This is a genomic window from Enterococcus sp. 12C11_DIV0727, assembly GCF_002148425.2.
In the GTDB taxonomy this organism is placed as follows: Bacteria; Bacillota; Bacilli; order Lactobacillales; family Enterococcaceae; genus Enterococcus_L; species Enterococcus_L lemimoniae.
Window position 1 is genome coordinate 554,634 of record NZ_CP147248.1, and the last position, 13,356, is coordinate 567,989.

Annotated in this window: 13 protein-coding genes; 1 reads left to right on the plus strand and 12 read right to left on the minus strand. The window is 37.0% G+C overall.

From position 1 onward, the window contains the following. Positions 1–69: 69 nt before the first annotated feature. Positions 70–495 (minus strand): CoA-binding protein, encoded by a 426-nt coding sequence (locus A5866_RS02765; protein WP_086445574.1) that lies wholly within the window; start codon positions 493–495, stop codon positions 70–72. Positions 496–611: 116 nt separating this feature from the next. Here A5866_RS02765 and plsY point away from each other — a divergent pair, with 116 nt between their 5' ends. Then, complete coding sequence (gene plsY / locus A5866_RS02770) at positions 612–1,238, plus strand: glycerol-3-phosphate 1-O-acyltransferase PlsY (RefSeq protein WP_086444449.1); 627 nt, start codon at positions 612–614, stop codon at positions 1,236–1,238. A 59-nt stretch (positions 1,239–1,297) separates the two neighbouring features. Here the strand turns inward: plsY and A5866_RS02775 are convergent, their stop codons facing one another. From A5866_RS02775 to lepB, 11 genes are all read right to left on the minus strand, one after another. Beyond that, complete coding sequence (locus tag A5866_RS02775; protein WP_086444448.1) at positions 1,298–2,173, minus strand: aldose 1-epimerase family protein; 876 nt, start codon at positions 2,171–2,173, stop codon at positions 1,298–1,300. Positions 2,174–2,185: 12 nt separating this feature from the next. After that, positions 2,186–2,977 (minus strand): GTP-sensing pleiotropic transcriptional regulator CodY, encoded by a 792-nt coding sequence (gene codY, locus A5866_RS02780; protein ID WP_086279441.1) that lies wholly within the window; start codon positions 2,975–2,977, stop codon positions 2,186–2,188. A 207-nt stretch (positions 2,978–3,184) separates the two neighbouring features. Next, the gene (gene hslU, locus A5866_RS02785) at positions 3,185–4,588 is read right to left on the minus strand and encodes an ATP-dependent protease ATPase subunit HslU (protein WP_086279722.1); all 1,404 of its coding nucleotides are present in this window, start codon (positions 4,586–4,588) and stop codon (positions 3,185–3,187) included. Positions 4,589–4,603: 15 nt separating this feature from the next. Then, entirely contained in the window at positions 4,604–5,152 is a 549-nt protein-coding gene (gene hslV / locus A5866_RS02790) for an ATP-dependent protease subunit HslV (protein WP_086279440.1), read from the minus strand. Between the two features lie 245 nt (positions 5,153–5,397). Beyond that, positions 5,398–6,297 (minus strand): tyrosine recombinase XerC, encoded by a 900-nt coding sequence (gene xerC / locus A5866_RS02795; protein ID WP_086279439.1) that lies wholly within the window; start codon positions 6,295–6,297, stop codon positions 5,398–5,400. Positions 6,298–6,513: 216 nt separating this feature from the next. Then, positions 6,514–7,839 carry an FADH(2)-oxidizing methylenetetrahydrofolate--tRNA-(uracil(54)-C(5))-methyltransferase TrmFO gene (trmFO, locus tag A5866_RS02800; RefSeq protein WP_086279438.1) on the minus strand — a complete coding sequence of 442 codons (1,326 nt, stop codon included), beginning with the start codon at positions 7,837–7,839 and terminating at the stop codon, positions 6,514–6,516. Between the two features lie 56 nt (positions 7,840–7,895). Next, on the minus strand, positions 7,896–9,974 hold the full coding sequence (topA, locus tag A5866_RS02805; protein ID WP_086444447.1) for a type I DNA topoisomerase: 2,079 nt from the start codon (positions 9,972–9,974) through the stop codon (positions 7,896–7,898). A gap of 120 nt (positions 9,975–10,094) precedes the next feature. Beyond that, positions 10,095–10,976, minus strand: a complete 882-nt coding sequence (gene dprA / locus A5866_RS02810; RefSeq protein WP_086444446.1) for a DNA-processing protein DprA — start codon at positions 10,974–10,976, stop codon at positions 10,095–10,097. Between the two features lie 69 nt (positions 10,977–11,045). Beyond that, positions 11,046–11,813 carry a ribonuclease HII gene (locus tag A5866_RS02815; protein ID WP_086279435.1) on the minus strand — a complete coding sequence of 256 codons (768 nt, stop codon included), beginning with the start codon at positions 11,811–11,813 and terminating at the stop codon, positions 11,046–11,048. After that, positions 11,803–12,666, minus strand: coding sequence for a ribosome biogenesis GTPase YlqF (ylqF, locus tag A5866_RS02820; protein ID WP_086444445.1), 864 nt, complete (start codon positions 12,664–12,666; stop codon positions 11,803–11,805). The genes A5866_RS02815 and ylqF overlap by 11 nt, the downstream gene beginning before the upstream one ends. Before the next feature lie 8 nt (positions 12,667–12,674). Further along, positions 12,675–13,229 carry a signal peptidase I gene (gene lepB / locus A5866_RS02825; RefSeq protein ID WP_086444444.1) on the minus strand — a complete coding sequence of 185 codons (555 nt, stop codon included), beginning with the start codon at positions 13,227–13,229 and terminating at the stop codon, positions 12,675–12,677. Positions 13,230–13,356 lie beyond the last annotated feature (127 nt).

Consider the following 13,356-nt stretch of genomic DNA (forward strand, 5'->3'; position numbering starts at 1 on the left):
AATACTCTAAAAGCTCTCAAAAAAAAAGAGCTTTCCTATTCGGTAACTCTTTCTTAAAATTATGTGCATCTATTTTGGCATTGCTGCTAATTCAATTTTAATGCAACGATTCATTATAATAGCATTTCTTCCAGCATTTTTCAACATTTCAGCCGCTTCTTGATTTTCTAATCCTAACTGTGCCCAAAAGATTTTGGCATCTGTTTCTAAAAAGTCTTTTGCAACTTCTGGTAAAAATTCACTGCGACGAAAAATATCGACAATATCGATTGAGCCAGGTACGTCTTGTAATTTCTCATAAACTTTCTCTCCGAGAATTTCTTGACCAGCTAATAATGGGTTTACGGGAATGATTTCATAACCGTACTCTTGTAGTAATTTCGCTATTTTATAGCTGGTGCGGTCTTCTTTTGCACTCAAGCCAACAACAGCAATTCGTTTGGCTTGCTTTAGGTACTCAAAGATTTGTTCTTGTGATGGGTTTTCTATAGGCATTTTAGTCATCCTTTCCGATTTCTCTCTATTTCATTATACAACGAATATTTAATTATTGTTAGCTGTTTCTATTCATGATAAAATAAATGCTAGTTTGAACAGAAAGAGGTTACTCTATGAAATTCTTTGTGCTATTGATTATCGCGTATTTATTAGGTTCTATTCCTTCAGGTGTTTGGGTGGGAAAACTGTTCTTTAAAAAAGACCTACGCCAGTTTGGCAGCGGTAATACAGGAACAACCAATACGTTTAGGGTTTTGGGAAAAAAAGCTGGTATTGCTGTTTTGTTGATGGACATTTTAAAAGGAACTTTAGCAACTTGTTTGCCACTATTGTTTTCTTTACATGTTAATCCACTAGTTTTTGGTGTTGCAGCCGTTTTAGGTCACACATTTCCAGTTTTTGCCAATTTTAAAGGGGGGAAAGCTGTTGCAACAAGCGCAGGCATGCTTTTAGCATACAATCCAGCATTTTTTGTTTATTCTGCCTTGATTTTTATTATTATGTTATACATTACTAGTATGGTAAGTTTGACAAGCATGATTAGCGCTGTGTTGATTACTCTTTCAACCGTTATTCTACCATTTGCTATTCCAGCAATTTTGCCTCGATTTGATTGGTTGTTGACATTGATTGCATTAGCTCTAACGATTTTCATTTTCATTCGACATAAAGAGAATATTCAGCGAATCAAAGATGGAACAGAAAGTCGTGTCCCGTTTGGATTAGGCTCAAAGAAATAAACGATTAAAACTCAGACAAGAAGCTCTTCATAACTTCTTGTCTGAGTTTTTTATTGGTCTTATTTCGCTGTAAGTGTATATTGTGTTTTAAAGATATCTGAGGCAGCTAATGTATTGATGCCTTTTTTATCGACTAAATTTCCTGTCGCATTCACTTCATCCGCTATACCACACCAGGGTTCAATACAAACGAATGGCGCTTCTTGTGGATAAGGAGACCAAATCCCCACGTAAGGCATGTCAGTATAGCTTAAACTAATGCTGTGAGCTCCCTCGTCTGTTTCAATCGTAAAAGCGTTTGCTCCTTTTGTTTCAAAAATAATGGCATCCTCTTTAAATAATTCGCGACGAATATCAAGACTTGTATTTGTTTGTCCTAATGTTTTATGTTCAAAATCTGCAAATGGTCCAGCTAAAGGGATTTGAGTGCGAGATTTTTTGGGCGAAAAGCTTAGATAATAATCATCAAAGGTTAGTCCTGATTCCAATGGAACGTTAAATGCTGGATGGCCACCAATTGAAAAGTACATGTCGCTTGCTCCGGTATTTTCAACTTGATAACGTACCACTAAATTATCCTCTTCTAAAAGATATGACAGAATCAATTCAAAATCGAATGGATAAACTTTTTTGGTTTCTTTATTGCTTTTCAGTGATAATGAAACTAGCTCAGTACCATGCTCGATCACATTAAAAAGGCTATCTCGAGCAAAGCCATGCTGACTCATCAAATATGTTTGGTTTTGGTAGGTGTATTGATCGTCTTTTAGGCGACCAACGACAGGAAAGAGCACTGGTGCATGACGTCCCCAAAAGGCTGGGTCTCCTTGCCAAATATATTCAATGTTGTTTTTCTTTGATTTCAAGCTGATTAATTCAGCTCCATCTTCTGCGATTGTCGCAATTAGAAATTCATTTTCAATTTGTACAGTCATATCCGCTGCCTCCTACTTGTTATCTTTTTCCAATTCTTTGATAAACTGTTTGTTTAAAACTTTTAAATAGGTCCCTTTCATTCCTAATGATCTTGATTCGATAATACCAGCTGATTCTAATTTTCTTAAGGCATTTACGATCACAGAACGAGTAATTCCAATCTCATCAGCAATACTAGAAGCTGTTAACCGACCCTCTTCTCCATCTAAAGCTTTGAAAATCGCTTGGACTGCTTTTAGTTCACTATAAGACAAAGTGTTGATTGCCATTTGTACAGCGGTTGCGCTACGGACGTTGGCTTCAATGTTTCTTGATTGTTGATAGAGAATCTGCATTCCTACAACTGTGGCACTATATTCTGCTAAGACTAAATCTTCATCATCAAAGGACTGTTCAACTCTTGCTAAGATAATCGTTCCTAAACGCTCACCAGCACCAAACATTGGTACGATGGTCGTCAGACCAAAAGGGTATTTTTTACGTAACTCGACTGGAAAAGCAGTTAAATCACTAGTAATTGAAATATTAGCCTCGGTTTTCATTAAATTATCAGCAGCATCTGTGTAGCTTTGTGGAAAACGCTTTTCCTCAAACATATGCTTTACACGCGCATTATTAACATCTAGTTTTTCGTTGTACCCCAACAATACCCCTTCGTTACTAATAATATAGGCATTACTGTCCAAAACATCGCCCAAAATTACTGCCATTTTATCGTAAGGTAAATCGGCTTTTTGATCAAACGTATTTTTCTGTTGTAAAAGCTTGTTGATTTGACGCGTTTTTTCTAATAAAGTAGTCATTTTTACTCCTCCTAATTTAAAAGCGTAGCAGGCTCGTCCAGCTATGACAGAAAAATAGGAAAATATGAGGGTGGCGTTCTTTGTCACAATCATATTTTATCTTTTTTCCGAAGAGCTAGCCTGCGAAGCTAGATAATACATAGTATGACAGACTCATTTCAGCACTAGCTAAACATAGGAAAAATTGATGTTTGTAGCTAAACTATATCAAAGTATATAACGGCTTAAATCTTCATTTTGAACAATACTGTTTAGTTTTTCATTCACATAAGCTTCAGTGATCGTTATTTCGCCCATTTGCATATCTGGTGCTTCAAACAATAAATCTTCTAATAAGCGTTCTAAAATCGTATGCAAGCGGCGCGCGCCAATGTTATCTGTATCACGATTTACATCAAATGCGATATTAGCAATCCGTTCAATTGCTTCCTTTGTAAAAATAATGTTGACATTTTCTGTTCCAATCAAGGCAATATATTGTTTGATCAACGCATTGTTCGGTTCTGTTAAAATGCGTACGAAGTCTTCAGCGGTCAAATCATCTAATTCTACTCGAATCGGGAAACGCCCTTGCAACTCAGGAATCAAGTCACTTGGTTTTGACAAGTGAAAAGCGCCTGATGCAATAAATAAAATATGGTCTGTTTGGATGGCACCGTATTTTGTATTGACTTGAGAGCCTTCAACAATCGGTAAAATATCTCTTTGTACCCCTTCTCGGGAAACTTCACCAGAATTTTGTTGACTTTTTGAGGTGATTTTATCAAATTCATCGATAAAAATAATCCCACTGCTCTCAGCCAACCGAATTGCTTCACTGTGGATATCAGCTTCTTTGACAATTTTAGCAGATTCTTCTTTCACTAATAGTTCTTGGGCTTCCTTGACTGTTACCACACGTTCAACTTTTTTCTTAGGTGATAGGGCACCTAGTGTTTCATTTAAGTCGATCCCCATTTGTTCCATACCGGTGTTCATTGCAGGCATTGTTTTTTTAGGTTCATCTATTTCTATCGTCACTTCGCGATTGTTTAATAGCCCTTTTTCTAATTGTTCAAGAATTGTTTTACGATTGACCTTGATTTCCTCAGTTACTTCCTCTTGCGTGTCTTGAGGTTGTTGTGCGCTATTGAACATTTGCATCATTTGTTCAAATTGGTTGTTCGATGCTTGCTTTTGTTCCTTTTTAATTCCTGGAACTAAAACTTTTACTAAGCGATTATTTGCTTTCTTCAATGCTTGAGAATAGACACGGCTGTATTGTTGTTTTTCAACGATTTGAATGGCGTTTTCAACTAAATCACGAACCATCGATTCGACATCTCGACCGACATAACCGACCTCAGTAAATTTAGTCGCTTCAACTTTGATAAAAGGCGCATTGACGATTTTAGCCAAACGTCTAGCGATTTCTGTTTTCCCTACACCAGTTGGTCCGATCATTAGCATATTTTTAGGCGTTACATCTTGCTGCATTTTTTCATCAAGTTGTAAACGGCGATATCTGTTTCTTAAAGCAACAGCGACTGACTTTTTCGCAGTTTCTTGCCCAATTATATATTCATCTAATTCTTTCACGATTTCTCTTGGTGTTTTGTTTAACTCGTTCATGGTCATGTCCCCCATTTATATTTCTTCTACAATAATATTGTGATTTGTAAAGACGCAGATATCTGCCGCAATATTCAATGCATTTTTGGCGATATCTTGTGCAGACATTTCTTTATCTCCATAATGTTTCATAGCTCGAGCTGCAGATAAAGCAAAATTACCACCTGAACCTATAGCTAAAATACCATCGTCTGGAGTAATCACTTCACCTGTTCCAGAAACTAATAGCATTTCTTTGGCATTCATCACGATCAACATGGCCTCTAATTTTTGCATAGATTGTTGCGTGCGCCATTCCTGTGCTAATTCAACTGCAGCTCTGGTTAAATTACCATTGTATTCATTTAATTTACCTTCAAATTTTTCTTCAAGTGTAAATGCATCTGCTACACTTCCTGCAAATCCCACAACGACTTCGTCATTATAGATTCTACGAACTTTTTTCGCAGTACCTTTCATAACGACTGACTCACCCATTGTAACTTGACCGTCACCAGCCATTGCAAATTTACCGTCCTTTTCAACGGCACAAATTGTTGTTGAATGAAATTGTGATTCAACCATTCTAATTCCTCCTAATTTAAAAGCGAAGCAGGATCGTCTAGTCTCGACAGAAAAATAGGAAAATATGAGGGTGGTGCTCTTTGCCACAATCATATTTTATCTTTTTTCCGAAGAGCTACCCTACGTAGCTAGATATGGTAACATTGTTTCTTTCAGTCACCTTGTACCAATCAACATCAACTCAGTTCCTCGTTGTGTTTCTTGGCATATTTCTTGGCATGATTCAAAGCAAAACCTCTCATCCTTTAAGCACGCGGATGAAATGTTCGATAATTTTTTTGTAAACTTTCTTTGGTTACATGAGCATAAATTTGTGTAGTAGATAAATCAGAGTGTCCTAGCAATTCTTGAACAGTCCGCATATCCGCACCATTATTTAATAGATGTGTTGCAAATGTATGCCGCAACATATGTGGGTGGATATCGCTATTCAAGGTACTTTTTTTGATAAGCTGATTTAAAACGTATTCAATTCCTGTGGATGTGATTTGTTCACCATGATGATTGATAAAAACAAAAGCATGCTCTTGATGATATTTGGTCATCAAAACAGCTCGCCCATTTTCCAAATACTCCTTAAGCGCATCTTGGGCAAAGGAACCAAACGGCACATAGCGATCTTTATTCCCTTTACCATGAATCAATAATACGTTTGCTGAAAAATCAATTGACTGTAAAGTTAAATTTGCACATTCACTTACACGAATCCCAGTGCCATATAAAATTTCTAGCAACGCCTGATTTCTCAAATCCAACGGTTTTGATCCTTTAGCACTATCAAAAAGTGCATCCATTTCTTTTTCGTAAAAAAAACGTGGAAGACGTAGTTGCTTTTTCTTCATATGTACATATGAAAATGGGTTTTCCTTGATAACTTCGTTTTTAAGCAAAAATTGATAGAAAGAACGTAAACTGGCAATTTTTCTGCTGATCGAGTTCCGACTATAGTTTTTATCATACAAAAAACTTAAATAAGTACGGATATCTAAATGATCCACACTTAAATAGTCAGCTTCTCCTGAATTCTTTAAAAAATCAAAAAAGTTGAGAATATCTTCTTGGTAAGCAATTTTGGTTTTGTCCGAATAGCCACGTTCAACGATCAAATAGTTTAAAAACAGTTCTGACCAGTTTTTTTCTTGCATATAGGCTTCCTCCATTAAATTACAAAGTAACTTTAGCATAACCATTTTGAAAAGACAAACGAATTGTCAGAATTTAATCAATATTTTCAAATTTGGTAACAATTTATTCATATTTGCCTTTAAATACTCATAAATTATAAGTGTAATTTAATGTTTCGTTCGCTTATCAAAGAAAAAAGCCCTGAACAAACGTTGAAATTTGTTTAGGGCCTTCATTTATTTTGTTTGTTCTAGAAAATTTAATTCTTTTGTTACTTCAGCTAATTTTGTTAACGCTCTGTCTGCAATTGCTTCATAGCGCTTTTTCTTATCGCGGATTCTTTCAGGTAATTCTGGGAAAAGACCAAAATTAGCGTTCATAGGTTGGAAATGTTTCCCTTCAGCATGGGTAATATAATAGGCCATACTGCCTAGGGTTGTTTCTCTTGGAAAGACTACAAGTTCTTCGTCTTTTGCTAATCTTGCTGCATTGATTCCAGCTAATAGGCCGCTAGCTGCGCTTTCTACATACCCTTCAACACCAGTCATTTGTCCTGCGAAAAATAGATTTTCTCGTTTTTGAGACTGATAGGTAGGTTTCAATAGTTCAGGAGAGTTCATAAAACTATTGCGATGCATAACACCATAGCGAACAAATTCAGCATTTTCTAAACCTGGGATCATTTGGAAGACACGTTTTTGTTCACCCCATTTTAGATGAGTTTGGAAACCAACAAGGTTGTACAAGGAAGCTGCTGCATTATCTTGACGTAACTGAATAACAGCGTAGGGACGTTTACCTGTTTTAGGATCTTCCAAGCCAACAGGTTTTAACGGACCAAATAACATTGTTTTGATACCACGACTCGCCATGACTTCAATTGGCATACAGCCTTCAAAGAATTTTTCCTTTTCAAACGTTTTCAATGGTACAACTTCAGCTGAAATCAAGGCTTCATAAAATGCTTTGAATTCTTCTTCGGTCATCGGGCAATTTAAATAGGCTGCTTCCCCTTTATTGTAGCGAGATTTCAGATATACCTTATCCATATCGATCGTCGCTTTATCAACGATTGGAGCTGCTGCGTCATAAAAGTAAAAACCATCTGAACCGTTAAAGTCTTTGATTTGTTCAGCCAGAGACTCTGAAGTTAATGGACCCGTTGCAATAATGACGATACCATCTGGGATTGCAGTGATTTCTTCATTTTTTACGGTAATTAACGGATGATTTTTGATTTTATCTGTGATCGCTTGTGAAAAAGTATCGCGATCCACTGCTAAGGCACCGCCAGCAGGAACAGCTGTTTTGTCTGCACTATTAATGATGATGGAGTCTAAACGGCGCATTTCTTCTTTTAGTACACCGACCGCATTTGTCAAATTATTCCCTCTTAACGAGTTTGAACAAACAAGTTCGGCGAAGTTTTCTGTTTGATGAGCTGGTGTATTTTTTACAGGACGCATTTCATACAGGGTTACAGGGACACCTGCTTGGGCAACTTGCCAGGCAGCTTCACTACCCGCAAGTCCTGCACCAATAACTGTGACAGAAGTAGACATATATTTCCTCTTTTCTTCAAAAAACCAACGGGATTTTCCGCTGGTTTTCAAATTTTTTATTTTTGAACATTTTCTTCATAGTCGCCATTGATACAAACGACTTGTTTTCCACCCTTAACTTTTTTCTCAACAAGATATTGCCCACATTTCGGACATGGACGTCCGATTGGCTTGTCCCAAGAAGTGAAATCACAGTCTGGATAGCGACTACAACCGTAGAATAAACGATTCTTTTTAGATTTACGTTCAATCACTTGTCCTTCATTACAAACGGGACAAGTAACACCGATTTCTTTAACAATCGCTTTAGTGTTTCGACATTCCGGAAAATTACTACATGCATAAAACTTGCCGTAACGTCCTAGTTTGATCACCATTGGATGACCACAAAGATCACAATCAAATCCTGCAGGTTCGTCTTTGATTTGGATTTTTTCGATTTTTTCTTCTGCATTCGTCAGCTCTTTTTCAAATGGGCGGTAGAAACGATCTACGACTTCTACCCATTTTTCTGTTCCCACTCCGATTTTATCCAAGTCACCCTCCATTGATGCGGTAAAATGAACATCGACGATCTGCGGGAAAAACTCAACGATCAGTGAATTGACGATTTCGCCCAGCTCAGTTGGTTCAAAACGTTTATTTGTTAGTTTAACATAGTATCGTCTTTGAATTGTTTCTAGAGTTGGCGCATATGTTGATGGACGTCCTACACCATTTTCTTCTAGCGCTCGAATTAGAGTTGCCTCACTAAATCTTGCTGGTGGTTGTGTAAAATGTTGTTTTGGCTCGATATCTAAGGCATTGACTTTATCACCTTCGACTAAGTCAGGTAAAATATTTTCTTTATCTTCTTTCCCATCGTCACGGCCTTCAACGTAAACCTGCATAAATCCTTTGAATTTTACCTTGGCACCATTGGCAATGAAAATCACGCCATTTTGCTCTAGGGTTACTTTCATTGTGTCTAACACAGCCGGTGTCATTTGACTAGCAACTAAACGTGACCAAATCAAAGTATAAAGTTTTACTTGATCTTTATCCAAGTATTGTTTGATCTCATTTGGCGCACGCATTACGCTGGAAGGTCGGATTGCTTCATGGGCATCTTGAGCACCTTGGGCATTTTTAACTTTTCGTCCGCCATGAGCTGAGAACTCACTGCCATAGGTCTTTTCAATGTATTCAGCCACTTCAGCTTTAGCTGAATCAGCTATTCTAGTAGAATCTGTACGCATATAGGTGATCAACCCTACTGTACCCTGTTTTCCTAGAGCAATACCTTCATAAAGCTGTTGGGCCACCATCATCGTTTTTCTTGTTCTAAAGTTTAGCTTTCTAGCGGCCTCTTGTTGTAAGCTACTCGTTGTAAATGGCAATGCTGGATTACGTTTGCGTTCTTTTTTCTCAACTTTTGTGACGTCATATTCTTTTCCTTTGATACGAGTAGTCACTTCTTTTACGGCTTCTGCATTGGGTAGCTTTTTCTTTTTACCATCAAGTCCCCAAAAATTAGCTTTGAATTTTTTCTTAGCTTTTTGGAAATTACCATCGATACTCCAGTATTCTTCAGGTATAAATTTCCGAATATCATTTTCACGATCAATGATAATTTTAAGTGCGACAGATTGAACTCGACCTGCACTTAATCCTTTTTTAACTTTTCGCCATAATATCGGACTCAGTGAATAACCAACCAAGCGGTCTAAAATACGACGTGCTTGCTGTGCATCAACTAAATCTAAGTTGATCGTACGCGGTTCTTTAAAGGCAGCTTTAACTGCTTCTTTAGTGATTTCATTAAAAACAACTCGATTTTTATCTTTTAAATCCAGGCCAAGAAGGAAAGACAAATGCCAGGCAATAGCCTCCCCTTCTCGGTCCGGATCGGCTGCGAGGTAAACTTTTTCGGCTTTTTTTGCAGCGGCTTTCAAACTTTTGATTACATCGCCCTTACCACGGATAGATATGTAGTGAGGTTCGTAATTATTTTCAGTATCAACACCCATTTTACTTTTAGGTAAATCTCGTATATGCCCAACACTGGCAACAACCTTATAGTTTTTTCCTAAATATTTTTCAATCGTTTTGGCTTTAGCTGGTGATTCTACAATAACTAGATATTTATACGCCATTCAACGTGTGGCTCCTTTCGGTTTTTGTGTTTCTTCTATTATATATATCAAAATGTAGAGAACTCACAAATCGTACTTCATCATATCTATTCATCACAGGTTTGTCAAGGATTGATGTAGTTAAATCGAAAAAAGTTGAATTTCTTCTAAAATATCTTGCGGACAAATTGTACATTTTGCACCATCTTGAATCAAGCCATGACAACCGTCAGAATGGGCATCAAAAAGATTACCAGGGACTGCAAAAACTTCACGGCCATATTCTAAAGCAGCTTGAGCAGTGATCAAGGTTCCGCTTTTTTTTCGCGCTTCAATCACACAGGTTCCTAAACTCATTCCTGCAATAATTCGATTTCTCATTGGAAAATGATATTTTCTTGGTCTTGTACCATTTGGATATTCACTGACAACTAATTGTTCGTCCATCATTTTTCGCTGTATATGAGCCGTTTCTTTAGGGTAACAAATATCTAGACCCGTTCCAATAACGCCAATCGTATGTCCACCCTGTTGCATGGTCACTTGATGACTAACACTATCGATTCCTTTGGCTAACCCGCTAACAATCGTCAAATCATGACGGATCATTTCAGGGATCAACTGACGAACGACATTTATTCCGTAAACAGAAGCTGCTCTAGCACCGATAAAGGAGATACATTTTTTTTGCAATAATTCTATGTTGCCTTTGTAAAATAATAGTACGGGACAGTTATAAATTTGTTTTAAATACTCAGGATAGGTTGGATCCAAAATCGTGATAAATGAATGTGCATTATAGTACTCCTGTGTTTTTTCTGGATTATTTGACCAATGATCCCAGGATTCAGAAAACAATTTTTGGTAGGTTGTGATTCCTGCAATCTGAATAATTTCTTCTTTTGAGAAGTCTGTACAATTATTATAGTTCATTGAAAAATCTAAGACTTTTAGCATACCCAAGTTGCCAATTCCATTACAAACTGTTAATTTAAATAAAAGTTCTCGTTGTTTTGCTTCCATAAAAAAAACCTTCTTTCACAAATACTTGTTATAGTAAGTATCCGCAAAAAAAGGAAAATTTTATTTTTTTTAACACATGTCTTTGATTGGAGCAAATGTTTTTCTGTGGATTGTACAAATTCCTTGTGTTTCCAGTCCGATTAGATGTTCCTTGGTTCCATAGCCTGCGTTGTTTTCAAACCCATATCCAGGGTACATTTTAGCGTAATCTTCCATTAAACGATCTCGAATCACTTTAGCTACAATACTAGCTGCTGCAATTGATACGGAGCGAGCGTCTCCTTTAATGAGGCTTTTTTGTGGAATGTTAACGTCTAGCTTCATTGCATCAATCAATAAATAATCTGGGATGAAGCAAAGATCTTCGAGCGCGATCCCCATAGCTAATTTGGATGCTTGATAAATATTGATTTCATCGATTTTATTATGATCAACCATTCCAATCCCTATTGATATGGCTTGATTTTGGATTTCGTCATAAAGTTCATCTCTTTTTTTGGCAGACAATTTTTTAGAATCATTGACACCTAAAAGCTGGAACTTTTCAGGGAGGATAACGGCTGCGGCAACAACTGGACCAGCTAGCGGTCCTCTTCCTACCTCGTCGATCCCTACGATCAAACGATGACCTTGAGTCCGTGCCTGATTTTCAAATTGCTGCATTTCTTCAAGTAAGGCTACGGCTTTTTCATGACGCTGGATCTTCCTATCCCACTGCGCTAAAGCTTGTTGAACGCCATTACGTTCATCTGCTTGCCATAACTTGATTCGTTCATCATCTCTTGTATCAATAGTTGTTAATGCTGCTTTAATTTGCTGGATTGACTCAGTTTTCATCTTTTGTAACTCCTAATTCTTCCCAACGATCTAAAGTATAAGGTCCTAATTTGCTACTGCGGATTTCTTGAATGATCATTTCACTTGCTCGATCATAATCGTCCTTAAATCCACGTTTTTGACTGATCAACATCAAAAGTTCAGCACCTGGTAAACCTGTTTCCTCTTCTGTTAATTTATAGCGTTCAACCAAACGCTCTGGGTAAAATCGTGAAAAAAATGTTAGCCCATAAATAGCCAGATCATCTAAATGAAGCAATTGATCTTTAATTGCTCCAGTCAATGCTAATTTTTTACCAATTTCTTGATCTTCAAACTTAGGCCACAAAATCCCTGGCGTATCAAGTAACTCTAAGTCTGTGCCTGAACGAAGCCATTGTTGCCCTTTAGTTACTCCGGGTTTGTTCCCGGTTTGTGCAATTTTCTTTCCAACTAACCGATTCATTAAAGTCGATTTCCCTACATTAGGAATACCGATACACATCGCACGGATTGCACGAGGTTTCACCCCTTTTGCCCGTTCACGATCGATTTTTTCTTTTAGGGCTTTCTTTGCTTCAGGAACGATTTTGTTAACACCTTTATTTTGCTGAGCATTGATTACTAGCGTATGGTAGCCTTTTTCTTGAAAATAATGTTGCCATTTTTGATTTTGTTCTTTATCAGCTAAATCACCTTTGTTTAGTAAAATCAACCGCGGCTTTTGTTGAACGATTTGATCCATCATTGGATTTCTTGATGAAAGAGGTAAGCGTGCATCGATCAATTCAAAAACAATATCAACATACTTTATTTTTTCGGATACTTCTCTTCTGGCTTTTGCCATATGTCCTGGAAACCATTGTATTGTCATTTTATCACCTATCTTGCTATGAATTTCATATGTGTTATCGGGTAATACACGAATTGGGCTTTTCCTAAAATATATTTACTTTGAACGGCTCCGAAAGAACGACTATCCTTTGACATCCGGCGATTATCACCTAACACAAAATAACTATCTTTTGGTAACGTATTCTCCGTGGTTAAATCACTTAAATTAAAATTTGTTGTATATGGTGCTGTTTCGTGATCTTTTTTTATATTTTTTTCTAGAAAAGGCTCTTCTATCCGTTTTTCATTTATATAAAGCTGGTCGTTTTCATATCGTACAGCATCTCCTGGCAATCCAATAACTCGTTTGATATAAATCGCTCCAGTTGGTAATTTAAACACTACAACGTCAAATCGCTTGATCGAAGAAAATTTTTCCATGACGATCATGTCACCTTGACTAAGTGTCTTTTCCATTGAATTTCCATCAACCGGCACAGGAATCAAAAGAAAGCCTCGCAATATAAATAACAACACTAACGAAGGAACGAGTAGTTTCATGAAAAAAATAAAATAACCGATATAAGATTTCTGTTTTTCCACGTAGTTTCTCTCCCTTGCTCTCACTGTTTCTATTATAAAGGAAAAACACTAGAAAAAGCGACAATTTTAAAGGAAATATTTCACCCTATTTGAGTAAAGTGTGAAATTGATGTGAAAAAGCAATAGT